The sequence below is a fragment of the Microcoleus sp. MON1_C5 genome (assembly GCF_036701875.1).
Taxonomy (GTDB): Bacteria; Cyanobacteriota; Cyanobacteriia; order Cyanobacteriales; family Microcoleaceae; genus Microcoleus.
In genome coordinates, this window is the sequence record NZ_JAUBRN010000058.1 from 1 (window position 1) to 26,015 (window position 26,015).

Annotated in this window: 16 protein-coding genes; 7 read left to right on the forward strand and 9 right to left on the reverse strand. The window is 46.5% G+C overall.

The genetic code is table 11. The features are described 5' to 3' along the window. Positions 1-425: 425 nt before the first annotated feature. From QUA71_RS23075 to QUA71_RS23090, 4 genes are all read right to left on the reverse strand, one after another. On the reverse strand, positions 426-3,257 hold the full coding sequence (locus tag QUA71_RS23075; RefSeq protein WP_333288594.1) for a PAS domain S-box protein: 2,832 nt from the start codon (positions 3,255-3,257) through the stop codon (positions 426-428). Positions 3,258-3,298: 41 nt separating this feature from the next. Beyond that, positions 3,299-4,375 carry a BMP family protein gene (locus tag QUA71_RS23080; RefSeq protein ID WP_333288596.1) on the reverse strand — a complete coding sequence of 359 codons (1,077 nt, stop codon included), beginning with the start codon at positions 4,373-4,375 and terminating at the stop codon, positions 3,299-3,301. Between the two features lie 135 nt (positions 4,376-4,510). Then, positions 4,511-6,685, reverse strand: coding sequence for a glutamine synthetase III (locus tag QUA71_RS23085; RefSeq protein WP_333288598.1), 2,175 nt, complete (start codon positions 6,683-6,685; stop codon positions 4,511-4,513). Between the two features lie 899 nt (positions 6,686-7,584). Further along, positions 7,585-8,835 carry an alpha/beta hydrolase gene (locus QUA71_RS23090; protein ID WP_333288600.1) on the reverse strand — a complete coding sequence of 417 codons (1,251 nt, stop codon included), beginning with the start codon at positions 8,833-8,835 and terminating at the stop codon, positions 7,585-7,587. Between the two features lie 424 nt (positions 8,836-9,259). Between QUA71_RS23090 and QUA71_RS23095 the strand changes: the two genes are divergently transcribed. Beyond that, positions 9,260-11,038: an SWIM zinc finger family protein gene (locus QUA71_RS23095; protein ID WP_333288603.1), complete on the forward strand. Its 1,779-nt coding sequence runs from the start codon at positions 9,260-9,262 to the stop codon at positions 11,036-11,038. Positions 11,039-11,095: 57 nt separating this feature from the next. On the opposite strand, the gene QUA71_RS23100 is transcribed toward QUA71_RS23095, so the two are convergent. After that, positions 11,096-11,698: a 2OG-Fe(II) oxygenase gene (locus QUA71_RS23100; protein ID WP_041622513.1), complete on the reverse strand. Its 603-nt coding sequence runs from the start codon at positions 11,696-11,698 to the stop codon at positions 11,096-11,098. Positions 11,699-12,397: 699 nt separating this feature from the next. Here QUA71_RS23100 and QUA71_RS23105 point away from each other — a divergent pair. Both QUA71_RS23105 and QUA71_RS23110 read left to right on the forward strand, forming a co-directional pair. Next, entirely contained in the window at positions 12,398-12,706 is a 309-nt protein-coding gene (locus QUA71_RS23105; RefSeq protein ID WP_333288605.1) for a group 1 truncated hemoglobin, read from the forward strand. 162 nt (positions 12,707-12,868) lie between these two features. Further along, positions 12,869-13,300, forward strand: coding sequence for an ester cyclase (locus QUA71_RS23110; protein ID WP_333288607.1), 432 nt, complete (start codon positions 12,869-12,871; stop codon positions 13,298-13,300). A gap of 225 nt (positions 13,301-13,525) precedes the next feature. On the opposite strand, the gene QUA71_RS23115 is transcribed toward QUA71_RS23110, so the two are convergent. Continuing rightward, the gene (locus tag QUA71_RS23115; protein WP_333288609.1) at positions 13,526-15,130 is read right to left on the reverse strand and encodes an alkaline phosphatase D family protein; all 1,605 of its coding nucleotides are present in this window, start codon (positions 15,128-15,130) and stop codon (positions 13,526-13,528) included. Positions 15,131-15,895: 765 nt separating this feature from the next. Between QUA71_RS23115 and QUA71_RS23120 the strand changes: the two genes are divergently transcribed. Together QUA71_RS23120 and QUA71_RS23125 are read left to right on the forward strand one after the other, a co-directional pair. Further along, entirely contained in the window at positions 15,896-18,232 is a 2,337-nt protein-coding gene (locus QUA71_RS23120) for a glycoside hydrolase family 31 protein (protein ID WP_333288611.1), read from the forward strand. Between the two features lie 384 nt (positions 18,233-18,616). Then, positions 18,617-20,482, forward strand: a complete 1,866-nt coding sequence (locus QUA71_RS23125; protein WP_333288613.1) for an ABC transporter ATP-binding protein — start codon at positions 18,617-18,619, stop codon at positions 20,480-20,482. A gap of 258 nt (positions 20,483-20,740) precedes the next feature. On the opposite strand, the gene QUA71_RS23130 is transcribed toward QUA71_RS23125, so the two are convergent. Further along, entirely contained in the window at positions 20,741-20,965 is a 225-nt protein-coding gene (locus QUA71_RS23130; protein ID WP_333288614.1) for a hypothetical protein, read from the reverse strand. A 278-nt stretch (positions 20,966-21,243) separates the two neighbouring features. On the opposite strand from QUA71_RS23130, the gene QUA71_RS23135 reads away from it, so the two are divergent. After that, positions 21,244-21,840 carry a Uma2 family endonuclease gene (locus tag QUA71_RS23135; RefSeq protein ID WP_333288616.1) on the forward strand — a complete coding sequence of 199 codons (597 nt, stop codon included), beginning with the start codon at positions 21,244-21,246 and terminating at the stop codon, positions 21,838-21,840. 213 nt (positions 21,841-22,053) lie between these two features. Here the strand turns inward: QUA71_RS23135 and QUA71_RS23140 are convergent, their stop codons facing one another. Further along, positions 22,054-22,476 carry a hypothetical protein gene (locus QUA71_RS23140; protein ID WP_333288618.1) on the reverse strand — a complete coding sequence of 141 codons (423 nt, stop codon included), beginning with the start codon at positions 22,474-22,476 and terminating at the stop codon, positions 22,054-22,056. 293 nt (positions 22,477-22,769) lie between these two features. On the opposite strand from QUA71_RS23140, the gene gnd reads away from it, so the two are divergent. Then, positions 22,770-24,224 carry a decarboxylating NADP(+)-dependent phosphogluconate dehydrogenase gene (gnd, locus tag QUA71_RS23145; RefSeq protein ID WP_333288620.1) on the forward strand — a complete coding sequence of 485 codons (1,455 nt, stop codon included), beginning with the start codon at positions 22,770-22,772 and terminating at the stop codon, positions 24,222-24,224. Between the two features lie 100 nt (positions 24,225-24,324). Here gnd and QUA71_RS23150 read toward each other — a convergent pair whose 3' ends face one another. Continuing rightward, positions 24,325-25,803, reverse strand: coding sequence for an alpha-amylase (locus QUA71_RS23150; protein ID WP_333288622.1), 1,479 nt, complete (start codon positions 25,801-25,803; stop codon positions 24,325-24,327). Positions 25,804-26,015: the final 212 nt, after the last annotated feature.

Consider the following 26,015-nt stretch of genomic DNA (forward strand, 5'->3'; position numbering starts at 1 on the left):
GGGTCTACCATAGGACTGGCAATGCTTTTGGGGTGTGTCACTGCTTATACTACCACGAGAGTGACAAAAGAGGGTTAGAGTCAGCATATATATTTGTTTTTAAGCGAGCGCTCCAGATTTTATCTGACAAGCGATCGCTTTTACTTTTGAGAAAGGGATGGGAGAATCAAACTCCAAGCGAGGTCGCCCCTAATCCTTGTTTTGAGGGTTTGAGGAGCCGTTCGCTACCATCGCCTGGTTAGGTGTGCGATCGCCTGCTGTCGCGAGTCAGAGCGCCCGCTGCGGGCACTCACTACTTGTCTACCTCCTTTTTTTCTGAAATTTGAGCTGACCACTTTTCTTTTATTTACACACATCATTCAGAGGCGCTCTAGCAGTTTCCCAGCTACTTAAAAAACGCTATATATAAAGGAATGTGATAGCAGTTATTTACCCGCGAGTGCTACAGCACCACTTTGCAATACAGGAATTTCAATTCGGAACTCTGTTCCTTGATGGGGTTGAGATAAGCACTCGATGGAGCCACCGTGCTTATCAACTACAATTTGATAGCTGATGGATAGCCCTAATCCAGTTCCTTTACCAGTTGGTTTTGTGGTGAAGAAGGGATTGAACACCTGTTGTCTAACAGTTTCCGTCATCCCAGAGCCATTGTCTTGAAATTGAATCACCACGTTTTTAGAAGAACCTGGCTCAGTTTCTTTTGTGACTAGCTTAGTCCGAATAGTGATACAACTGGGATTCTTTTGGATGTCTTTTAGAGAACGCTGATTGTCGTAGTTTTCTAAAGCATCAATCGCATTTGCCAGAATATTCATAAAGACTTGGTTCAACTGTCCGGCATAGCACTCTACTCGCGGTAAGTCGCCGTACTCTTTGACAATTTCAATAGCAGGATGATCCGGTTTTGCCTTCAGTCGATTTTGCAAAATCATCAATGTGCTGTCAATTCCCTCGTGGATATCAACAGGCTTCTTTTCTGCCTCATCGAGCCGCGAGAAGTTTCGTAGCGACAGGACAATTTGACGAATGCGATCCGCTCCTACCTTCATTGAAGTCAGCATTTTGGGCAAATCTTCACTAATGAAGTCCAACTCGAACTCTTCAATTTTTTCCTGAATTTGGGCATTAGTTGGATAGGTTTGCTGGTAAAGCTGAATCAACTCTAGTAAATTTTGCGTGTAGTCGGCAGTATGGCTCAGGTTGCCATAGATAAAGTTGACTGGATTATTAATTTCGTGAGCAACACCAGCAACCAGTTGCCCCAAACCTGACATTTTCTCTGCCTGAATAAGCTGTGCCTGAGTTTGCTGTAAGGTTTTGAGTGCAACCTCAGCTTCCTCTTTTGCTTGCCTTAAAGCAACTTCGGCTTGCTTGCGCTCAGTAATATCCAGTGTCAAGGAAGCAACTCCAACAATCTTTCCAGCATCCCCTACTAAAGGCGTATTGAACCATTCGCAAATAATAGTTTTGCCGTCTTTCGTAATATTTTCGTTGATGCTGTAGATTCCTTGGCTCTGAATCAACAACTCGTTCATCAGTTTATCGACCGCCTTTCGGGCAGACGCAGGCACAATTAATTCTGCGGCATGGTGTCCCATCGCCTCTGTAGCCGTGTAACCAAAAATCTGCTCTGCAGCTGGATTCCAAGCAGTGACTTTAAAGTTTAAATCCCATTCCACAACTGCCAGTGCACTTTGGCGGAATAGATAAGATAGTCGCTGTTCCGAGGCTTTGAGTTCCTCTTCTGCCTGTTTCCGTTGAGTAATGTCAATCCCTGTTTTGATGATGTACTCAATTTCACCTTCATTATCCAGTAAAGCAGTATCTGACCAGGCAATCAGTCTGACTTGTTGATCTTTGCTCACCCAACTGCCTTCATACTGCTGGGGAAAATTACCAGATTGTAAAGACTCAAAAGTAGTTGTGGCTTGTCGAGCTAAGTCTGAGTTCGGGAACAAGTCCCAAATGTAGCGGCCTTTCACTTCACTAAACGAGTAATGAGTCATTTGTTCGCAAGCTCGGTTAAAGCGAACGATTTGTCCCTGCGGGTCGAGCACAACTACCAGGGCACCTGCAATTTCAAGAATTGCTGAAACGAAATTGCGTTCCACTTCAAATGCTTTAATCAGTTCCTCTAACTGGGTTGCCATATTGTTAAATGCGATCGCCAATGTCCCCAATTCGTTTTGGCGGTCGATGTTGACCCGCGTCTCTAATTGCCCCGCACTGAGTTCAGTAGCTGCCGCGGTTAAGCGCTGAAGTGGCACCACAATTTGCCGAATAAATAGATACCCAATGCCAACAGCGACGATCGTCACCACCGCCAATGAGCCTCCCATCACTGAGAGCATTTGGTAAACAGGAGCATAAGCCTCAGCCGTTGGCAGTTCTACAACCACATTCCAATTTACGCTCCGAACTAAGGCAGTGGCTCCCAATACTTCTACCTGCTTTAGACCCGGATAAACGTTAAGGCGCTTAGTATCTTCGGATGCTTTCAAAAATTGAAAGAAGGGGCGCTTAGAAATATCTTGAAGTTGAAATGTTTCTGGCTTACTACCCTTTTGAGCAATGAGAAAATTACGCTCATCGACTACATAGAGATAACCCGTCTTGCCAACCTCGATTTGGGAAACAACAAACCAGAGAAAGTTGAGATTTATCTCTGCTAATAGCACCCCATCCACCTCATCTCGCTCATTCCGAATCGGAACCGCCAGAATGGTGGTGGGTTGGCGAGTTTTAGGATTAATTTCTACAGGACTGACATAATCTTCCTGTTGTTTGAAGGCACGAATAAACAGTGGCGAATGGGCTGGATTTTCTAACTTGAGCGGTTCGTAGGGTGAAACTGACGCGACAACTTGTCCCTTCCGGTTCAAAATGGCAACGGCTTCATAAGCATCATTATGACGAATCAACCCTTCCAAAAAACTCTGCTGCACTTGAGGTTGAAAGTTTGTGATTCCTTTGACCCTAGCTAAATAGCTCAGTTTTCGTTTCAAGTCATCTAGATAATTATCAATCTGCCCTGCTGCTGTCTGACTGCGCTCTTGTTGGAGCGATCGCGATTGCTGGATCTGCGCCTGAAAGCTGAGGTAGATCAGCAAGCCACCTGTGGGCAGCAAGCTCAGAAGAACCAAAAATATCAAACCATACCGGAGCTGATTTGCAATAGAAAAGAAGCGTTGCCAAGGATGAGAACGAGAGCTTCTGGCGATCGGCAGAACACGCTCGTTGCGTTGATTTTGCATCGGACTTAGAATCAATATTAGTAAATCAATTAATCGGTGCACTAAGGAGAAACATCGATTTTGCCAGTCGTCACAGCTTCTCGGATAATCTTGAAAGTGTCCTCTTCCTGAGACGTGAGACTACCACGGAAAGGGGCAAAGTCGTAGATTTTTTCCTTGAGCCCAAACTTGTAAAGTTTTCCTTCCCAGCGACCTTGCTGGGTTAACACTGCCACATTTAACACCAGATTGGGAATGTCCTGCAGAACGCTAGTTAGGACTTTGCCGGGAGCCACTTCGTACTGATCCTTTGTCCTACCAATCACCAAGACTCCTGGCTTTTGCGAAACGGCTTTTAGCGCGGCTAACCCTGCCTCACCCGCGTTGAATGCCAAAACATCTACTCCAGAAGCAACCATATCCGTTGCCACTTTGATGGCTTTTTCCGTATCAACCCAAGAGTTGAGAAAAGCCGTCGAGGCTTGAACAGAGGGATTCGTTGCCTTCACTCCCCGCCTAAACAAGGCTTCTTCTTCTTTGTAAACCGGATAAGGTTCGCCCACAATATAGCCAACTTTATTGCTTTTGGTCTTCATGGCAGCCAAAGCGCCTGCGAGGTACCCCACCTCACCCGATCGAAAGGCAACAGCCCCCAAATTTCTGTTATTCCCTGGATGCGTTGTAATCAGCGCAAATTTCGTGCGCGGAAATTCTTTAGCGACCTTTTCGGCAGCTTTGGAATAGGCACCACTGGCTGCAATTACCAGGTCATAGCCTGACTGGGCATATTTGCGTATAGTAGGTTCACTATTTTCACCGTCCATACTGTCAGTAATGTCTATCTCAGCATTAAATTTATTTTTGATGAGATTCAATCCTTCAAAGCAAGCTTGATCCCAACTTTGGTTGTCTTTTGAGCCTGTGGTGAGCATTGCCACTCTAAAGCTGCTAGAGGTCCTTGCTTCCGGGGAAGAGTTTAGGTTCGGAGTCGATCGACTGCAACCGATCGCAAAAACCAGAGCTAGAGCCGCCAGAGTCATTTGTTTCAAGAGAGATGGAATTCGCATAATAGCTTTTCGCAGCAAGATTATTTTTTCTACGCCGATAAATTTGTTGAAGGGTATCTCAACAATCTTCACAACTCTTACTCTCGCTCGCATTTAATGACTCTGACAGATTCAGCGTAACACTCATTTAAGCTCAAAAACAAGTAAGGACACGGCACTGCCGTGTCCTTACAACTCTAACCTGCAATTAACCGAATTTGTTTGCTATTACTTAACAAACAGCATTTCTTGATAAGTAGGCAGAGGCCACAAATCGTCAGCGACTTCACCTTCGAGAGCATCCGCATACTTGCGAACCTCATCCATTAAAGGACGAATTGTTTGCGAAGCATATTGCATATGGTCTTCTGTCGAAGCAAAATCGTGCTTGCTCAAAGCAGCACTCAATTTGCTCGCAGTATCCATCATGGATTTAACCAGCACCGCTACTTTTTCAGCACTTTCCTTTTCCAGTTCAATCCCAATCTCTTTCAATTTAGCAATCGTGCCAGAAAGTTCAGCTAAATACCTCACCGCTGCGGGGTAAATAATGGTTTTTGCCATGCTTATTACCAGTTTTGCTTCGACTTCAATTGCCAGCAAATACTGCTCTGCATAAACATCGTAACGACTTTCCAATTCAACTGGAGTCAGAACACCTGTCTTTTCAAACAAGTCTTCAATGTATCCTTCCTTCAACACGGGTAAAGCATCTGCCGTAGTCCGCAAGTTAGCTAAACCCCGTTCCTCAACAGCCATTTTGTGCCATTCTTCCGAATAGCCGTTGCCGCCAAATACAACCGCACCGTGCTCGTCCATCACTTCTTTGAGAATGGTTTGGATGGCAGCATTCAGTTCAGTTCCGTTAGCCAAATCGCTTTCTAATTTGTTAGCAATCCAGTCCAAAGAATCTGCAAGAATCGTATTCATCGCCACCAGCGGCCCGGAAACAGACTGACCGGAACCTACTGCACGGAATTCAAATCGGTTTCCAGTAAAGGCAAAGGGCGAAGTCCGGTTTCTGTCCCCAGCATCCTTCATGAAAGTAGGCAGTGTTTCTACACCTAAGTTCATAATTCCCCGACCTTTAGAGTCCTTAACTTCTCCCCGGCTAATTTGCCCGAAGATATCTTCTAATTGCGAACCCAAATAGACAGAGATAATTGCTGGTGGAGCCTCATTTGCACCCAATCGATGGTCGTTGCTGGCAGTAGCAACTACCGCGCGCAACAGCGGGCCGTATTTGTGAACTCCGCGAATCACAGCGCCGCAGAAAACTAGAAATTGTATGTTCGAGTGCGGTGTATCGCCGGGGTCTAATAAGTTCCCTTGGGTGGCATTGCCAACCGACCAGTTGACGTGTTTGCCGGAACCGTTAATGCCGGCGAAAGGCTTCTCGTGCAGCAAGCACATAAAACCGTGTTTCTTCGCAGTGTTGCGGAGAATTGTCATGGTTAATTGTTGGTGGTCGCTGGCGACGTTTGCAGCTTCAAAAACTGGTGCAATTTCAAACTGACCGGGAGCTACTTCGTTGTGGCGGGTTTTGGCAGGAATTCCCAGCCGGTACATTCTTTCTTCTACTTCCTGCATGAAGACTTGAACACGCTCTGGAATCGCTCCAAAATAGTGGTCGTCAAATTGCTGACCTTTCGCAGGAGGTTTGCCAAACAGGGTGCGACCTGCTAGCAGTAAATCGGGGCGGCTGGTGGTGAAATTGGCATCTACCAGGAAGTATTCTTGTTCGGAACCGCAACTGGAATTTACCGGAGCAATTTCGGTGTTTCCTAATAGCTTTAACACTCGGGTTGCTGCTTTGTTCATTGCGGCAATGGAACGCAAAAGCGGCGTTTTCTTGTCTAAGGCTTCACCTGTCCAGGAGATGAAAACAGTAGGAATGCACAAGGTCATGCCGTTGTCTGTTTCCATGACATAAGCAGGGCTGGTGACATCCCAGGCTGTGTATCCGCGAGCGGCGGCGGTGGAACGGATGCCGCCGTTGGGGAATGAGGAGCCATCGGGTTCGCCTTGTACCAGAACTTTGCCTGCAAATTCTGAGATGACGGAGCCGTCGCCTTGCACTGAGATGAAACCGTCGTGCTTTTCGGCGGTGCTGTTGGTGAGCGGGTAAAATACGTGGGCGTAGTAAAGGGCTCCTTTGGAAATAGCCCAATCTTTCATTGCTGCTGCAACTACATCAGCTACGGAAGCATCGAGTTTTTGCCCGGTTTGAATGGTGTTTTTTACTGATTTGAAAATACTTTTGGGCAGACTTTCTTGCATCTTGCTCAGACTATAAACGTCTGTTGCCCACATATCTTCTAGCCGCTTGGGAGGCCGGCCCGGCATCAGTTTGCGGTTGACGATTTGAGAAATTGCTTGAACGCGCGATTCGTTTCCACTCATGGTTATTTTTATTGGGGTTGCAGGACGAGTAGTTGTGAAAAAATAGATGTTAGCAAAAGTTTAACGATTGACAAATATGTTGGATTTACCCAACGTTTTTAGTCAAAGCTAACTTTGGGCAGAATGCCTTTTTTGGCAGGCTCTAAAAGATTGGATGAGCGAGGCCCTATCACTTCGCCCATCTGGCGTGACAATCCAGTGTGAGATGCGGTTGGATTTCGGTTATTAGCAGCAATAAAATAGATGACAAGAGCCTGTACTAACTTGAGTCAACATGATAGATGTCTGCGCTGCACAGATTTAGTAACTAATCTTCACCCTGGTCAGCTCAAAAATTTTGTGCGAATCAATTCCGATGAATTCAGGTCAAAACTACTTATGGTTTTTAACGGTTCGACGATCGATAAATCGCAGTCCAGCAAACAACGCACTCGTTTAGGGGTTTTGGAGAATTATGGAGAGTACACAATCTACACTTGGAGAGTTTAAACAATCATTAACCAAATAAATGTATTCTAGGCTACAGAAATTTAGTTTTTTTTCCGAAGGGTCGATCGCACCGATCGCACACAACCGCAGGATTTCAGTGTAACAGGACGCGGGGCGCTGAAACAGGGGGGCGATCGTACATTTACAGGAGTTACGCAGGGATACTATATATAGTGTGCCAAGAAAGGGCTCTGGCTGTGGCGTTGCTGAATTAGGGTATGAAATTTGTAGGGGCAATCCCCCGTGGTAGCCGCACCGCTGGCGGGGTCAGCTTTTATTCAGCAGCCCCACAAAATTTTCCCAGCACAGTAATGGGGATTTCTATGAATTTAAAATTAAGAGACTTAGAGGAATTGTTCAGACAGTTTGAGACGCCGTTTGTCGAGCATAAATGAGTAAAATTTAAACTTTTATTTAACTCGTTGGTAATCCGAAGACTTCAGAGCATGAGCCAAAAAGCGTTCTGTATAGTACAAAGCTAATTGATTGCTCGGGCCATTAAAAACTGCATCAAAGGCGTGTTCAGCCCAAGGAATTTCGAGCAAAATAGCCCGATCGCCCGTGGCTCGCAATCGTTCGTAGAGCGATCGACCAAACTTGGGCTGAACGATATGGTCGCGACCTGCATAAACCAGTAGAGAAGGGGGAAGATTCGGTTTAATATAATTGATGGGGGAAGCCCGACGGTAAAGCTCGTTGAGTTCGTCTGGCGTTCCTCCCAAAAAGGCACGCAAGACGGCTCGAACATTTATGGCATCAGGAAAAGGTGGGTCATTGTATCCCCGGAGCAGGTCATTTGGCCCGTAATAGTTCACCACTGCTCGAACTGGGAGCACACTAGAATTATAAGCAGTTAGCATTGCTAAATGGGCACCTGCAGACCTTCCCATCAGAGCAATTCGATCGAGATCGATTTCCCAATCACCAGCATGAGTTTTGATATAGGAAAGAGCAGCTTGTACGTCCTCAAGCTGAGCAGGAAATCGATACTTGGGAGCGTGGCGGTAAGCAATTGCAACCACACAATAGCCTTGGGCGGCCATATAGCGGCTGAATTCTTCATTGGAATCGGCATTGCCTCTCTGCCAAGCTCCCCCGTAGAGGGTGATAATCGCCGGATATTTGCCAATTTGCATCGGCCGGTAAAGGTTTAGTTGCAGTGAAACTCCGTCAGGGTTGGCAAATCCAATAGCCCGATCGATCCTAACGTCTCTGAGGGGAATTCCTCGGAACGCATCTGCGAGGATAAACGGTTGAGGGCGTAGCTGCGCGCGATGGGCTTGAGGAACGGCTGCTAAATAGTTTTCCCCTAGAACAGCTTGCATTTGGGTAGCTATGGCTGCATTGGCTGCTGGGAACTGAATCAGGGGTAGCAGGCCCAGGATGAGGGCGAACAGGTTACAAATGAGTAAAATAATGTAGACTTTGCCTTGATGCCGTCTGAGCAGGTTCAGCAGAAGGGCGATCGCATTGATACCGACCAACCAAGGACTGATTTCTGGTGCTCCCACCGCCAAAGGGTACAGGAACATCGTGGGTGCTGGTACGATGACCCAGAGACTGAGAAATAGCGCGATCGCACTCAGGAACCAAGAAATAAATGGCGAGACTAAGAACGCTGCTAATAAGGGTAACTTTTTGCGGTTCTTCTTGTGGATCATCGGATTTTCGCAGCCTAATTTTTAATCAGTTTAAATTAATCTGGCCGTTTTATTGGTGAGTCGATCGACTCTGGCATTTTACCAAAACTGCAACTTCGACTCCATGACATCCTGCGTCGAGCGAAAATGCTTTGCATCGTTCTATTTTCATCTTTGGGGTTGTTCGCTGTTTGTAGGAATCTTAAGCTGAGGTTGTCCCGCTAAACTAGCTGTATGGGCTGTTACTCATCAAAAGTTTGGCTATTATTCCAATTTTGGTAGTTAGACAGAGACAGCACTTAGGCACGGGTGTGGAGAAACCGGGTTTTTTTACAGTTTATTAAAATTTATGGAAACCTCAAATCGGAGCGCAATTAAATTGTAGAGCAAGTGTATTTCTCAGGTAAAATCGAGTCTAATCCTTTAATTGCTGAGGCATAGTCTCATGCCCATTCCCAAACTCAGTGAAACAACGATCAAGCATCACACCTCTGCCCAATCTCTCAAGCGAGGTGAAGCTTACTATTTAGCTGGCAATGTTACTAGGGCAGTCCGGCGTGGCAATATGGTGCAAGCAGTAGTGGAGGGTTCCGAAGTAGAACCCTACCGTGTTACCCTGCCCTTTGATGATGCTGGATTAGCATCTACATTATTCTGCACTTGTCCTTACGATAACGGTGGGTGGTGTAAACACATTGTTGCGACATTGTTATTGTGTCTGGGGCAACCAGAAATAATTGAGCAGGGCCCGACACTGGAACAATTGCTCGATCGCCTCAACGATGTACAAACCCAGCAATTAATACAGCATTTAGTACAAAAAGAACCATCACTCATTGATGCGATCGAACGATACATTAACTTAAGTGCTATTCCTGCACCTTCAAACCAACCTACCAAAGCACCGCGCCACACCTCCATCGATCCTGCTCCCTTTCGACACCAAGTACGACGAATTTTGCGAGAGGCTGTGAGGTATTTGGAGGATGGATGGGAGGAAGACCCAATTACAGAAGAACTTTTAGATGTAATTCAGCGAGCCCAGGAATTCAGCGCACAGGGGGATGGCAACAACGCCTTAGTAATTTTAGAAGCCATCACCACAGCCTGCGTTGAAGATTGGAATGATGTAGAAGAGTTTGGCGCTGAAAATTATGAGGTAGCTAACGCTTTGAATGAAGCTTGGACAGAAGCCATTTTGACGGCTCAACTAACTGCTGAAGAAGAGATTGATCTCCAGGTGATGTTAGAAGCTTGGCAAGATGAATGGGATTGTGATTTCAGCATGAGTTTGGAAGCTTTACGCCAAGGTTGGGACGACCCCCTACTCCAACAGGTACTTGAAGGAAACATCACTGGGCAAGGAGTTTGGGCTGGTGACGCACCAGACTGTGCTAAGGACTTAACATTGATTCGCTTGCAAATCCTCGATCGCCAGGAACGCGATCGAGAATACTTATACTTAGCCCAAGCAGAAGGTTGTCCTCAACAATACTTGACTATGTTAACTCGTTTGGGGAGAGTAGAAGAAGCAGTGGAAGCTGCTGCTACTGAGATGCAATCAGCGGAAGATGCTTTGGCTCTCGTTCAAACTTTAAAGCAACAGGGAGCCTTAGAACAAGCTCTGAAAATTTGTCAAGCTGGGTTAAATTTGTCAGGTCATTGCCATTACCAACTGGCAACATCGATGAGTGAGTTGGCTGTTGAGTTGGGGGAAGACGAAGTTGCGTTAAATGCTCGAATCCAGATATTTAAAATCAAACCGTCTTTTAACGATTATAGTTTAGTGAAAAAGTTAGCAAGAGATAGTTGGTCAACTTTGAAAGCAGATTTGTTAGCAACTCTGAAAAGTAATGAAAGTTGGAATTTTACTGACGCGAAGGTTGATATTTTTCTGGATGAGGGCATGATTGAAGATGCGATCGCCCTTGCTGATGACTTGGGTTATTACCACTCAGCACTGATTCACCGAGTAATGGGGGCTGCTATCAGCCACAGCCCCGATTGGGTAATCGCCAATGCTTGTCGGCGTGCTGCATCGATTATGGATCAAGGGAAATCAAGCGAGTACAATCTTGCGATTAAGTGGTTGGAAAAAGCCCGCGCTGCCTATTTACACACTGGGCAAAATCTTCAGTGGTCTGCTTATCGTTCTCAACTGATGCAAGTACACAGTCGGAAGCGGAAGTTGATGGAAATGCTCAAAAGTCCCCATTTAGATTGAGCCTTAAGTTTACAGTAAACCCAAGTGAAAGCGACCCAACTCAGGAGCGAATAAACCTTACTTAATTTTTGCTTTCACCGCCCTAGATTCCACTGTGAATCCTGGAATATCTTGCAGTTCGGTTTCGCTCAAACTGTACTGTTCGCAAACCAAACTCAAACGAGTTCCGGTACTTTTAACAGCGTTGACAGAGTGAGTCAAATCTCCTTGAAAATAGATCAGCGAGTTGGCTTGCGGCTTAATCTGCCCGACTTGCTGTTTGTTGCGCCGCAGTATCAACTCTCCCCCTTGCAAGTTCGGCGGCACTTGTACGTATAAAACGCTGACGGCTGCGGGAGGTTCAACTGTTTTGCAGTATGATCGCAATGATCGATCGATATGCGGATCGACGCGGGAACCTTCACCTAGCAACAAAGGGTTGAGGTAAAAAGCATTGCATTCAGGCTGTAATGCTTGGTCTAGATAGGGTTTGAACAAAGGGAACCGCCGTTCTACTTCGGCGATTTCCGAACGTTGAAACACCACGGAAAACCCTTTTGTGCCAATGAAATCGCGGTTGAGGTTGTTGATTGCTAGATAAGGGGAGGCTAGAATTGCTCCTCGCAAGTCGTTGAGGTAGTCGATCGAGAAAGCGTTAGGATGTTGGCTATAGTATTTCAAGGCACTCAAAAATCATCAAAGTTTAAGGAAACAGCAGATAGAAATGCAGCAATCGCTCAGATTTGGGATTGCTTCGTTCCTGGCGGATGGCATAATAATCTTGATTTAAGTCCGCGTAATTAAATCAAAGGTTTTTCTGAACTGCGGGCGATCGCCCGGAAGTGTCGCAACCGACTAGCAACGGCAGAATATCAGTATACAGGCGATCGTTGTGGTGATTCGATTATATTTGCAATTCCATTATACATGATGCCGCTCAGCAGCCGATCGCCCATTTATTTTAACTTGTGGAATTGCAGGAGCGATCGCGGAAATTGCGATCGCATCCGGCCTCTGTTTTATCACTAATTTCTTGAGTTTGCTAGCTGGAAAACAGATGCGTGTTGGGACTTTTTCGCAAACATCTTGCTAAAACAAGCAATTCGTGCATTAGGTCAAAATGCTGGGAGGGCGATCGGCTATATCTAACTGGCGATAGAACCTTAATAAAGTTTACAATGATACACTGGGGTCTAAAAAATACCACCAGTTGCAACAGTTACTAAGTAATTATTTCAGATTAAATTAATATTTCACGGGTGGAGAACAGCAAAGGTGCCAGCTATCATTAAAGAGCTAAGTAAAAAAACAACAACTCGCTGAAACGGTAGGCCAACAACATTGTACGAAAAAATGGTTGGATAACCAGCCATTAAAGAGATGGTGGATGATTTTTACCGCGATGTTTTGGCTGACGAGATAGTGAGCCATTTCTTCGATCATACAGATATGGAAAAGCAGCGCCACCATCAAACTGCTTTTATCTCTTATGCCCTCGGCGGCTCCCAGCAATACTCAGGTCGTTCAATGGAGAAAGCACACGCAGGTTTGAATTTACAGCCTGAACACTTTGATGCAATTGTGAAGCATTTGACCGATGCCATCATTGCCCACGGCGCGTCCCAAGAGGATGTCGAAGCAGCGCTAGCTAAGATGGCAACTTTGAAAGAGGCTGTTTTGTACAAGTAATATCTACAGTCCCGGACGCATGGGTACCTTCATAACCGAGTTTTTTTTCCGAAAATACTGCATAAAGATTTTTAATCGCCGTAAAAAACTACGGTGGTGAAGGTATTGATGCGTAAGTTTTTATCTAGTGAATGCAGCATCGTTGTTGAACATCAATTTCTCATGAAAACACCGAAACAGGTTCTGACAGAGTGGGTAGCAGCATACAATGCACGAGATCCATATATCCTCGCCGCCCTCTACCACGAAGATGCGACGAACATCCAGGTAGCACTGGGCGATCCCCTTCACGGGCGCGAAGTGATGCTTGAGAGTTTTATCTCATTCTTTCAGGCGTTTCCAGACAACTGCACCCATATGGAGAATCTGTTTGAAGACGGCGAGTGGGCGATTTTGGAGTGGAGTGGCACGGGTACATTTGTCGGCGAATTTGCTGGTTTTACTCCGACTGGCAAGAGTTATACTCTGCGTGGGTGCGGGTTCTTCCACGTTGTAGATAGTAAAATTCAATTTCAGCGTGGATACTTCGACAAGTTAACGTGGTTCACTCAAATCGGTATACCAATTACTTCGGAAAGTGACGGCGCAGCATAACAATCCTGTTGCAGCTAAGGTGCAGAGTCTTTGCGCTTCGCTTAGATTCGATGGCCGCCCAACAGGATCGTTGGACTAGCATTGAAAATGTTATTTTCGATGGGTAAGTAGATATCGCTTTGAGTGCGTTACTACTCCCCGATCGATCGCAGATGATAGAACTTGATATTACTCGTACATTTTGTAATTTTGCCGATCGACTTGTCCAGCGCCCTTGAAGCTGTTTTAAACCTCCGGCGGCAAGTCCACGCTGTAGAGAATTTTGCCTTCAAGGTTGTGCAGCGCCACAGTCATCACCTGACTGTCGCCATTAATTTTAACCGTACCAAAGAACTGAAAACCTTTTGTAGGAGGTAGATTTTCTACTTCTCCCGGCGGCAAGCTTTGGAACTTAACTAAAGGGCCAAAAGTATTGTCAAGCTTGTTTGGGCCGTAAGTTCCAGCGTGAAGCGGCCCGGCAACAAACTCCCAAAACGGTTTAAAATCAGTGAATTGAGCTTGACCGGGATCGTAGTAGTGCGCGGCAGCATAATGCACGTCAGCGGTCAGCCAAACGACATTTTGGATATTGTTTTGCTGGATAAAGCGCAACAATTGAGCAAGTTCGAGTTCGCGTCCTAATGCAGGGCCATCTCCATTGGCGAGGTTCTCAAAGTTGCCGCTGTTTTTGCCATCTTCAATCACCAATCCGACTGGCATATCGCTAGCAATTACTTTCCACCTTGCCTTTGAATTCTGCAATTTGTTCTTTAACCAGCTAACTTGGGCATTACCCAAAAACGCCGTTTCTTCACTGGCTGCTGTCTGACGATTGGTAGTGTTTATTCCTCGGTAGCTACGCATATCCAGCATAAAAATTTCCAGGGAAGAACCGTAATTGAACGAACGGTAAATCCGTTCTGGGTCGTTGGCATCGAAGCGGATCGGCGTATACTCCATAAATGCTTGCTTGCCTCGCGCTGCCAGTAAAGAACTGCTTTTGACTTTGTAGCGGTCATCGCTGATTAGCATCTCGCCGGGATACCAGTTGTTGGTAGTTTCGTGGTCATCCCACTGAACTAGCTGAGGCACTTCGGCGTTGAAGCGTCGGATGTTATTGTCTAGCAGGTTGTAGATGTAATTTCCGCGAAACTCTGTTAAGGTTTCAGCTACTTTTGACTTTTCTTCTGTTGTGATGTTTTTCCAGATGCTACCGTCGTCAAGTTTTACCTCAGATTTAATCGGATTATCTGCATAGATGTAATCGCCAGAATGAATGAAGAAGTCTGGCTTAAGCTGCCTAATAGTTTCATAGATTTTCATGCCACCCCATTCAGAATTGATACCCCAACCTTGTCCGGCGGTGTCTCCCGACCAGGCAAAAAAGATGTCGCGCTTGCTGTTTGGAGGTGTGCGGAAACTCCCCGTAACGGGGACGCTGTAGATGTTTGGATCGGCTAAATTCTGGAAGCTGACTCGGTAGAATATTTGCCGGTCGGCTGGTAGGTCAATCAGGTTAATACGCGCCGTGTAATCGCTAGTTTCCAACGCTGCAGGTCCGATGATGCGCTGCACGTTGCCGAAGGAGTCGGCGGTGTCATATTCGACTATCATCCGGGAGGAGCGATCGCACCGACTCCAAATCACCGCACTGTTGCCGGTAATATCACCGCTAGCAACACCGTATGGAATGCTGGGGCGCATCCGATCCGAGGTGATAATTGCCGGTGCAGAAGATTGTGCTAACCCAGATTTCGATCGCAGGTTTGCGACAACAATACCGCTACCTACAATTGCCGAACCGAGTAGAAAATTGCGGCGGCTGAGTTGGTCTTGTTTTTTACGTTTCATGGCTACCCTCATCTTTAAAAATACCGAGACTGTACTTGGGCTAATTTGTGATGTAGGCAACAATCAGCAAATTCACCGCTGTTCCTGAGACGCCCCGAACTGTGAGGAGGAAAACAACTCCCGCAGACGAAGGCAGGTTTTCTATGAAGTTTTAGTTTACCCAAAATAAAGGTAGTAGGCGATCGATGAAAAAGCAACCATCTCGACCACCAAAGCACGATATAGCAATCCTTGCAGGAGTCGTAAATTTTTTACCCCACCCCAGCCCTCCCCGCGAGTTCGGGGAGGGAGTCAGAAATTCACAAATGATTTAGGATCGCTATATTAACCATGTGTCTTCGCTTTTTCCTCTGCAACCGTGCTTTCGCTAAACCAGCAGCAGCTTCAAAAGAATCATATAAACCTTGACTAGCTATTTTGTTCTGAACATCCAATGGGATTAAACCCGATCCATTCAATAATTAGGCTACCACGAAATTTAGTAGCAACAGTTTATCGGAGTGAGATAACTTTTTGAGGAGGAGTAAAATTTCGGTAAGAGGCATAAGTTAAAGGTTTAATAAACTTAGCTTACATTTATTTTAGATTCTTTAGTTCTCACCTTTACAATACTCCCAGGCGATCGGGTTAATCGGGCGGTGGACCGGACGGAGCGGAGATATTCGGATTTTGCTGCATGAGATCGATCGTTGTAGTTCAGCCTTTTGCCAGATGACAACCCTTAACTCCTGAAAGCAAAATCGATAATATTTCTAGTCAGAGTGTATGCCACAATACTTCGGAAAACTCCAAAAAACTGAACAGCCTTGGTCAACGATCGGCTCAGTACAATCTATAAGTAAGAGCGATCGCACAATTCACTTTAATTGCGGCAAAACTTCCCTAAACATCAGCATCCTCGCACCGAATTTAATCCGAGTGCGAATGTCCCCGACAGGTGAATTCAAAAGCCGATCGCAATCAATAACTGTCCCTGACGAAGAGTGGGAAATTACACCATTTGAAGTGCGAGAAACAGACGAAAAAATAGAAATTGAAACAGCACAAATAACGATTTCAGTCAATCGCGATCGCGCTTCCGTCGAATGCTTTGACAAATCGGGAAAACCCTTTGCTAGCGACTGCGATCCCAGTATGGGATGGCGCACCGGCGCAACCGCAGGCTGGAAACGCATCGAAGCAGACGAACACTTCTACGGTTTTGGCGAACGCACCGGCTTTCTCGACAAACTCTCGGAAGTCAAGACAAACTGGACAATAGACGCGCTTGACTACAATTCCCTCAGCGATGAAATGTACCAGGCGATCCCATTTTACATCGCCCTGAATCCCGATCGCGCTTACGGCCTCTTTTTCAACACTACATTTTGGAGTCGATTCGACATCGGCGCCGAACAACCGGGAGTTTTGCGGATGGAAACCAGAGGCCCGGAACTCGATTACTACATTATTTACGGCCCGGAACCCGCCCAAATTCTCGCCACCTACACGCAGTTAACAGGCCGGATGCCGCTTCCGCCAAAATGGGCGCTGGGATACCACCAATGCCGCTGGAGCTACGACTCCGAAGACGTTGTGCGCGAGTTGGCGAAGCAATTTCGCGATCGCGCCATTCCCTGCGATGTCATCCACCTCGACATCGACTATATGAACGGCTACCGCATTTTTACCTGGAGCCCGAAGCGTTTCCCCGATCCCGCGAAACTGCTCGCAGACTTGAAAGCAGCGGGTTTTAAGGTTGTCACGATTGTCGATCCCGGTGTCAAGTACGAACCGGAAGGAGATTATGAAGTATTCGATCGGGGTGTGGAAAATGACTATTTCGTCCGCACCGCAGAGGGAAGGCTATTCCACGGTTACGTTTGGCCCGAAAAAGCGGTGTTTCCAGACTTCCTGCGGCCAGAGGTGCGCCAGTGGTGGGGCGAATTGCACAAAAACCTTACAGATATGGGGGTTGCGGGGATTTGGAACGACATGAACGAACCTTCGATCGCAGAACGGCCTTTTGGCGACGGCCACCAACACGTCTGGTTTCCGCTGGATGCACCGCAAGGCCCGGAATCCGAGGGCGCCACCCACGCGGAAACGCACAATTTGTATGGGTTGATGATGGCGAAAGCTTGTTCGGAAGGGTTGCAAAAAGTGCGATCGGGCGAGCGATCTTTTGTGCTGACGCGATCGGGTTTTGCGGGCGTTCAGCGTTACTCGTCGGTATGGATGGGCGACAATCTATCGCAGTGGGAATACTTAGAAATGTCGCTACCAATGCTTTGCAATATGGGGCTTTCCGGCGTGGCGTTTGTCGGTTGCGACATCGGGGGTTTTGCGGAGAATGCAACCGCTGAATTGTTCGCGCGGTGGATGCAGGTGGGAATGCTGTATCCCTTGATGCGCGGTCATTCGGCGATAAATACGGCCCAACACGAACCGTGGGTTTTTGGCGATCGCACTGAGAAGATTTGCCGCGAATACATGAATTTGCGCTATCAGTTGTTGCCTTATATTTACACGTTGTTTTGGGAAGCAGCGACGACGGGAACACCGATTTTGCGACCGTTACTATATCAATTTCCGCGCGATCGGGCAACTTACCACCTTTACGATCAAGTATTACTCGGCCCGTCGCTGATGGCTGCACCTGTTTACCGGCCGGGAGTTGAACACCGCGCCGTGTATTTGCCGGAGGGGACTTGGTACGATTGGTGGACGGGCGAATGCTATCAGGGCCCGACGCACATTTTAGCTTATGCACCTTTGGAGAGAATGCCGCTTTACGTGCGGGGCGGGGGCATAATTGCGATGGAACCTGTGAGGCAATTTGTCAGCGAAGAACCGCTTGAGTCATTAAAAATGCGAATTTGGCCCGGAAACGGTGAATGGACGCTTTATGAGGACGACGGACACAGTTTTGAACATGAAAAAGGTGTCTGGGCAACGACTAATTACAAAGTGTATTTGGAAGAGGAAAAAATCATCGTTGAAATTGCCGCGCGCGAGGGTCAATTTTCGATTTCTGAACGCGAAGTTATTGTGGAAGTTGTTGGCGTTGGCGAACAGCGATTTACAGATGATGGTACGGTGCAGCGTTTGACATTTGGATAGTTTGATATTTGTCGCTTTCGCACTAACCCGCCGGGGGTTAAAACCCCCGTCTCACAGCTCAAGTCCACTGAAGTGGACTGAAGAAACAGCCTAGCAGACTTGATATAAATCCTGTACATATTGACCGGCACTCCTGTTTAAACGAAGCTAACCGACTCAAATTCTAAATATTAACCAACAGTCCTCTTTAGAGGACTTTAGCTATAACGAAGCTAACCGACTCAAATTCTAAATATTAACCAACAGTCCTCTTTAGAGGACTTTAGCTATGAGGCAGGGATTTAAATCCCTGGCGGCCTAATTGTTATCGAACTATATTACTTGACAACTACTGTTATAATACAGCAGGAGGAGATAAATAAATAAAATTATTGCGATTGAATTATGCAACCCATCCAAATTACCACATTCCAAGCTTTGTGGCGCAGCCTCGGCCTGATAATCAAAGCCGCACCAATAGAACTCCGCAATTTAATAATACTCAACATTATCAGCGGTGCTGCCCCATCTGCCGTGCTATTTTTAGATAAATTAATCATTGATGAAGTATCTCGGTTGCTATCGCAAACCCAAACAGCACAGCCCTTTGCTTTGATGCTTTCCCGGCCAATATTGCTGTGGAGTATAGGCGGAGTCTTAAGTCTCAAGTTAGTCGGCGATGCCCTAGACACAATGAACTCTTTTGTCGCGACATCTTTGCGCGATCGCGTTCAAGGCTTTGTCGAAGGAAAAGTCCTCGAAAAAGTCGCCAATTTCGACGATATTGCCCTCTTTGAAAACCCCGAACTATTAAATATAGTAGAACTAGCCAAAACCGGAGTATCCAAAATACAGCAACTAGCCTTTACCATCAGCATGACCATCACGGGAATTTTTATATTTATTCCATCGATAGGTCTTGCTGCTGCGATAGCTTGGTGGGTGCCAGTGCTGATGTTAATCTCATCATCTCCCTCAATTTATACCCAAAGAAAATATAGCCGAATCATCTGGAGAGTTCAAAGAAAGCAAGCTAAAATCAGCCGCGAAATGAACTTATCCAGTAGAGTCTTGACGGGCGAAGAATATGCTAAAGAATTGCGTTTGTTTGGGTTGCAAGAACTTTGGCTCAAACGCTGGCAGGGTCAGTTTTTGCAATTTTTTAGCGAGATGCAGCAAATCCGAAAAAAAGGAGCAATTGTTGTACTTTTCTGGTCGATGTTTAGTAGAATTGGAGTGGCTTTGCCATTTATTTATGTAGTAATGGGAGCTTTGGGTGGTCGCTATACTTTGGGCGATTTAGCACTCTATTCGGGTTTGATTGTCCAAGTAAAGCAAAGTTTGCACATACTGATTAGCACTTCTACTAATTTGTACGATATCTCTCTCAGCGTTAGTCCGATTTTTCAACTTTTGGAACTCAAACCAGAATTGCAGTCTCCGCTTGTGGATGTAGCATCTCGCCTGCCTAGTTTACCAGAAGGCGGGCAAGATTCCCGCCCCACAAAAGATAAAATTGGCATTGAGATTAAGCATTTATCTTTTTGCTATCCCGGTAGCAATAAAAGCACGGTTGAAGATATCAACTTAACGATTAATCCGGGGGAAATGCTAGTGCTTGTTGGTGAGAATGGCGCGGGTAAAACAACTCTTGGCAAACTCCTCGGTCGCCTGTACGACCCGACAAGTGGTACGATCGCCTGGAATGGCAAAGATTTGCGATCGTACTCTCTAGCATACGTGCGATCGCGCATCGCCGTTGTTATGCAAGATTACGCCCGTTTCCCCTCCACAGTCCGCGAAAACGTCGGTTTCGGCGACTTGCTTTCACTGTCGGATGACACCGCAATTAACGAAGCTATTTCTGAAGCAGGAATTGCAGCTAAAGTCAACAGTTTAGAGCAAGGTTTAGAGACTCCGTTGGGGAAACAATTAGAAGACGGCATCGACTTATCGGGGGGACAGTGGCAAAGAATTGCGATCGCCCGCGCCTTAATGCGGCTTTCTACAGCCGAAGTGCTCATTTTTGACGAACCAACCGCCGCCCTAGACCCCAAGACAGAACACGAAATTTACAGCATCTTCCGCCAAATAGCCGCCGGGAAAACAACCATAGTCATCAGTCACAGATTAGGCTTAGCAAAAATAGCCGATCGCATCGCCGTCATGGAAAACGGTAAAATAGCAGAAATAGGAACTCACGACGAATTGATAGCATCAAACGGAATTTACTGCTCAATGTTCACCCGTCAAGCTAGCAGCTATATTTAGAGTGAAATCAACAGTCCGCCAGGGGTTAAAACCCCTGTCTCATAGCGAAAGTCGGTTAAAACTGAGATCTTGCACCATTCTCAATAACAGGCAAGATGCCTGTTCCACAATAAAATTGATCTCTTGTGGAACAGGCATCTTGCCTGTTCCTAAACAAGTAATTGATATTGGTGCAAGATGTGAGTTGAAACCGACTGGGGAGATATTGCAATGCTTGTTCAAAAATGTGTCTTTCAGTCCTCTTTGAGAGGACTTTTGCTATGAGACGGGGGTTTTCAACCCCCGGCGGAATTGTGGGTTAGCGTGGGGAATTTGGCGCGGGTGATTGTGATAAATTATCGCGGATTTGCGATCTAATTTCTCTCGCTGCGTGGCGAGAAACCGAGTTTCTGCGACAATTTTCAGTTGAGTACGAGAAATATCGGAAGAAACCCGGTTCCTGGGATGATTGTGCGAGATAGATTTATGATAGATTAATCTCATTTGTTTTGTGGCAAAGTCTCGATCCCCCCTAGCCAAGGGCGGGCACGGGGGCACCGCCCCTACTAAGGGGGGGACAAAAGTCAAATACAAATTCCCGCTTCTGAACGAGGGGACAAAAGTTCGATTCAAAGTCCCCCTTGTTAAGGGGGATTTAGGGGGATCTAGCCTTCGAGGTAAAGCAGAGATACCTGTTTTACTGTTGAATGCAATCTTTTTGAGAAAATTGTCAGAAAGTGCGAGTTATAATAAAACCAACCTAGTTGGCGATAATATCAACGATGGAAACTATAACTCTCAACCTACCTGCCGCCGTCGCTTTAACCGACGAACAATTTTATCAATTGTCCATCGCTAATGAAGAGTGGCGATTAGAACAAACCCCCGAAGGAGAACTAATTATTATGCCTCCAACAGGCGGCGAAAGCGGCATCAGAAATTCCGATCTAAACCTGGGACTCGGTTTGTGGAATCGTCAGACTCGATTGGGAAAAGTCTTTGACTCTTCCACTGTCTTTCAATTACCCAACGGTGCGAAGCGTTCCCCTGATGCTGCTTGGGTACTCCTAGAACGTTGGGAAGCATTATCCGCAGAAGATAAGCGCAAATTTCCTCCCCTGTGCCCGGACTTTGTAATAGAATTGCGCTCGCAAAGTGATTCCCTAGAAACATTGCGGGCTAAAATGCGGTATTATCGAACTAACGGCTGTCGCTTAGGTTGGCTAATTGACCCCCAAACGCCTTTAGTAGAAATTTATCGGTTGTCTGAAGAGGTAGCAGAAGTTATTAATTTCTCTTTTGACCAACCGCCTACACTTTCGGGTGAAGATGTCCTTCCCGGATTTCTTCTAGATATTACACCTATTCTCAACCCTTGAATCTCGATCCATTTTCTTTAGTTGGCTGGCGAGAAACGGGGTTTCGGCGACAATTTTTGGTTGATTACGAGAGATATAGGAAGAAACCCGGTTTTTGGGATTCACTGCGTGGCGAGAAACCGGGTTTCGGCGACAAATTTTGGTTGAGTACGAGAGATATAGGAAGAAACCGGGTTTCTGAGATTCTTGTGCCTCCGAAAAGTCGATCGCCAATTATCTCCCCGTCAACGTATCCGCATAAGGATCGGGCAAAGCTTGCTGCACTTCCAAAAGCGACAAAGCATCTCCACTCAACGGTTGGCTAATCAAATTTTTTTTTAGCCCATCCCCCCGGCGATCGCGCTCTTGCAGCTTCAGCAATTCCTCTTGATAAACAGCCACAATTCGCCCTAAACTCAGCACCAAATCATCCCAATTATCATCTCCCACCAACTTCTCAGAAATTCCCTCAAATAACTCTCCCGCTTGCCTTTTTTGAACATAAGCTTTCAAAAGCTTTCCCGACTTTTGCAAAACGGCCTGATAAATATCCCCATCAGACCACCACAGCCCCTGTTGACTCAGCAGCCAAGTCAAAATATACTCGCGAGCGTGTTGCTCCTTCACCCAGGCCGCGAGATACTGCAAATCTTCCATAGTTACAACAGTCTCCTCAATTTTCCTCAAAATGTCCGCTTGTTTGTATCTACCGTTACCGCGATCGACATAATACCTGCCTTATCATCACCTGCCCGCGCCATTAATATCCCTTAAATCTTAAAAAAACCCTACTGATTTACCAAACAGCAATTCTGAGAATATAAAAATAAACCTAAACCTCCTAGGTCTATTGTCCAATACTTTTAGTCCACCGGAAAGCGCTACACCCCGCCTCGCTTTCCTCTCTCGCAAACCTATCCTCAAGCGGGAACAACCAGCGGGTTATTAGCATGACAAAGCAAAATTTTGGTTTAATCGGTCTAGCAGTGATGGGCGAAAACCTAGCGCTCAACGTCGAAAGCAGAGGCTTCTCCGTGGCTGTGTACAACCGCACAGCAGCTAAAACCGACGACTTCATGGCACAACGCGCCCCCGGCAAGAACATTGTAGCCGCCAAGACTCTGACAGAATTCGTCGATGTCCTAGAAACCCCGCGCCGAATCTTAGTGATGGTGCAAGCTGGGAAACCCGTAGATGCAGTCATCGACCAGCTCAAACCCATGCTGTCACCGGGCGACATGATTATTGACGGCGGCAACTCGCTCTATGACGACACCGAACGCCGCACCAAAGATTTAGAATCGATGGGGCTGGGATTTGTCGGCATGGGCATCAGCGGCGGCGAAGAAGGCGCGCTCAACGGTGCTAGCTTGATGCCCGGTGGCACGCACGCTGCTTACGGCCTACTAGAGCCAATTCTCACCAAAATTGCGGCTCAAGTAGATGACGGCCCCTGCGTCACATTCATCGGCCCCGGTGGCGCCGGCCACTACGTGAAGATGGTTCACAACGGCATTGAGTACGGGGATATGCAGCTTATTGCTGAAGCCTACGATTTGCTCAAAAACGTTGGTGGATTGAACGGCAAGCAGTTGCAGGAAGTTTTTGCCGAATGGAATACCACAGACGAACTCAACTCGTTTTTGATTGAAATTACGGCTAATATTTTCAAGTACAACGACCCCGAAACTAAGCAACCCTTAGTTGAGGTAATTATGGACGCAGCCGGCCAAAAAGGCACGGGCCGCTGGACTGTTATGAGTGCTTTGGAATTGGGCGTGAGCATTCCCACAATTATCGCTGCTGTGAATGCCAGAATCATGTCTTCTTACAAAGACGAGCGCATCAAAGCTTCCCAAGAACTGACGGGGCCTAGCGGCAAGTACGAAGGCGATACTAAAGAGTTTGTGAACAAAGTTCGGGATGCGCTTTACTGCTCGAAGATTTGCTCCTACGCGCAAGGCATGGCGTTGTTGAGCGCGGCCTCGAAGTCGTACAATTACGACTTGAGTTTGAGCGAAATTTCCCGAATTTGGAAGGGTGGCTGTATTATTCGGGCTGGCTTTTTGGACAAGATTAAAACAGCTTTCAAGGACGACCCCACGCTGCCGAATTTGCTGTTAGCGCCGGAGTTCAAACAGAGCATTCTCGATCGCCAATCGGCTTGGCGAGACGTGTTAGCTACTGCTTGCCAACTGGGGATTGCAGTGCCAGCATTTAGCGCCTCGCTGGACTATTTCGACAGCTACCGCCGCGAAAGATTGCCGCAAAACCTCACGCAAGCTCAGCGTGATTATTTCGGGGCTCACACCTACGAGCGCACCGACAAACCGCGCGGCGAATTCTTCCACTCTGAGTGGACGCAGACTGCTAAAGAATCGCTGCAAACTGGTAGTGGTGATTAATTAATTTTTGTAGGGTGCGTTTCGGCGCACCTTATTAATTTTTGTAGGGTGCGTTTCGGGGTACCTTACAGATAGAACATGAGATTACTACCAACCGATCTTATTCCTGAACCCACACAGATACTGAACCGCCTTGACAGCGAAACTCGCCCCAACCCCACTCGTTAGTAGAAACAGGTTCCTTAATATGCCCTGTTAAATCCACAAACTTAGCATGAGGTTTACCAACTTCCATCCACTTGGAACCCTCCGGGCCGTCACTCATAATTACTGCCATTGCCTGTGGATGTTTCCGATTGCCCAATCTCGTCCAGCCAATGGTATTCCAATGATCGAAATAGTCATATTGAGGGCCGTAGGCGAAGTGTTTGCGAGCATGGAGAAACTTGTCAATTAGCGATCGATGAGAAGGCATAACAATCTTGTACCGATTGCCATCACGCCCCCAATCTTCATATTCTGCACCGTAATAATCCGGGTAGAAAACGCAGGGATAACCTTCTTTTCGCAATAGAATAATCGCATAAGCAAGAGGTTTAAACCAGGGTTCTACCACAGATTCAAGTGCTTGCAGCGGTTGGGAATCGTGGTTTTCGACAAACGTTACTGCATGAGTCGGTTGCTGCTGCATCATTGTACCGTCTAAGATGCGCCGCATATCGTAGTTACCGCCCTGTTGGCTGGCGTAATGAAAGTTGTAATGCAGCGGCACATCAAAAACTGACATTTTGCCCTTAACTGAACCGACATACCAGTGCAGGATATCGATATTTGGTGCCCAATACTCACCGACAACAAACAAATCTTTGCCGACATATCGCTCCAATTCATCCAACCATTCCGGAAAAAACCAAGACGATATGTGTTTGATTGCATCTAAACGGAAACCGTCGGCACCTGTTGTGTCGAGATACCACTTACCCCAGCGTGTAATTTCATCTCGTACCCCTTGCTCCTGAAAATCCAGATCGCACCCCATTAAATATGCAAAATTGCCATTTTCTAGGGCAACATAGTCATCAAAACTTCTACCTTCTACCAAATAGACTGTGCTGCGATCGTCTTTATTGTATTCGTTGTAGTCTACTGCGTCAAGATGCCACCAGTGCCATTCAAATTGGGAATATTTACCTTGGCGTCCGGGAAAGTTAAAATGAGTGTAGCTTTTGATTTCTTGCAATCCACCTTTGGGATTTAGCCGATTGTTTTGAGGATAAGGAGTTGCCTTAAATATCTCTGCTGCATCTGCACCCATTTTGTGGTTGATAACTACATCGGCATAGACTTGAATCTGAGATTTGTGCAAGGCTGCGATCGCATCCAAATATTGCTGCTTAGTACCATATTTGGTGCGAATTGAACCTTTTTGGTCGAATTCTCCCAAATCAAATAAGTCGTAAACCCCATATCCAACGTCGCTTTGCCCGCCACTTCCTTTGTAAGCTGGCGGCAGCCACAGTGCCGTAAAACCCGCATCAGCCAATTCTTTTGCTTGGTTTTTCACCTCATCCCACAGGGTTCCTCGATCGGGAATGTACCAGTGGAAATATTGCATCATCGTGCCGTTGATATCTGCCATTTTGCACCCTTGCCTTGAGATGATACTGACAATTTAAACCGATCTTAGGCTACAGCCTTGCCCATTGTCACTGTATCCGCCGTAATTTTTGCTAAACCTACGGTTTGGGTGTGATTAAAGTTGTGTTACAGTTCTCAACTATAACATCCCTTGACTTTCGCCTGACTCTTTGAACCATACTTGAACTTGACTGCAGACAAAAAGCCCCAGTC

Excerpts from the sequence above, each read along its gene's own strand:
- QUA71_RS23075 (WP_333288594.1), bottom strand. The coding sequence starts at position 3,257 with ATGCAAAATCAACGCAACGAGCGTGTTCTGCCGATCGCCAGAAGCTCT.
- QUA71_RS23085 (WP_333288598.1), bottom strand. The coding sequence starts at position 6,685 with ATGAGTGGAAACGAATCGCGCGTTCAAGCAATTTCTCAAATCGTCAAC.
- QUA71_RS23090 (WP_333288600.1), bottom strand. The coding sequence starts at position 8,835 with ATGATCCACAAGAAGAACCGCAAAAAGTTACCCTTATTAGCAGCGTTC.
- QUA71_RS23095 (WP_333288603.1), top strand. The coding sequence starts at position 9,260 with ATGCCCATTCCCAAACTCAGTGAAACAACGATCAAGCATCACACCTCT.
- QUA71_RS23105 (WP_333288605.1), top strand. The coding sequence starts at position 12,398 with ATGGTGGATGATTTTTACCGCGATGTTTTGGCTGACGAGATAGTGAGC.
- QUA71_RS23110 (WP_333288607.1), top strand. The coding sequence starts at position 12,869 with ATGAAAACACCGAAACAGGTTCTGACAGAGTGGGTAGCAGCATACAAT.
- QUA71_RS23115 (WP_333288609.1), bottom strand. The coding sequence starts at position 15,130 with ATGAAACGTAAAAAACAAGACCAACTCAGCCGCCGCAATTTTCTACTC.
- QUA71_RS23120 (WP_333288611.1), top strand. The coding sequence starts at position 15,896 with ATGCCACAATACTTCGGAAAACTCCAAAAAACTGAACAGCCTTGGTCA.
- QUA71_RS23125 (WP_333288613.1), top strand. The coding sequence starts at position 18,617 with ATGCAACCCATCCAAATTACCACATTCCAAGCTTTGTGGCGCAGCCTC.
- QUA71_RS23130 (WP_333288614.1), bottom strand. The coding sequence starts at position 20,965 with ATGAGATTAATCTATCATAAATCTATCTCGCACAATCATCCCAGGAAC.
- QUA71_RS23135 (WP_333288616.1), top strand. The coding sequence starts at position 21,244 with ATGGAAACTATAACTCTCAACCTACCTGCCGCCGTCGCTTTAACCGAC.
- QUA71_RS23140 (WP_333288618.1), bottom strand. The coding sequence starts at position 22,476 with ATGGAAGATTTGCAGTATCTCGCGGCCTGGGTGAAGGAGCAACACGCT.
- gnd (WP_333288620.1), top strand. The coding sequence starts at position 22,770 with ATGACAAAGCAAAATTTTGGTTTAATCGGTCTAGCAGTGATGGGCGAA.
- QUA71_RS23150 (WP_333288622.1), bottom strand. The coding sequence starts at position 25,803 with ATGGCAGATATCAACGGCACGATGATGCAATATTTCCACTGGTACATT.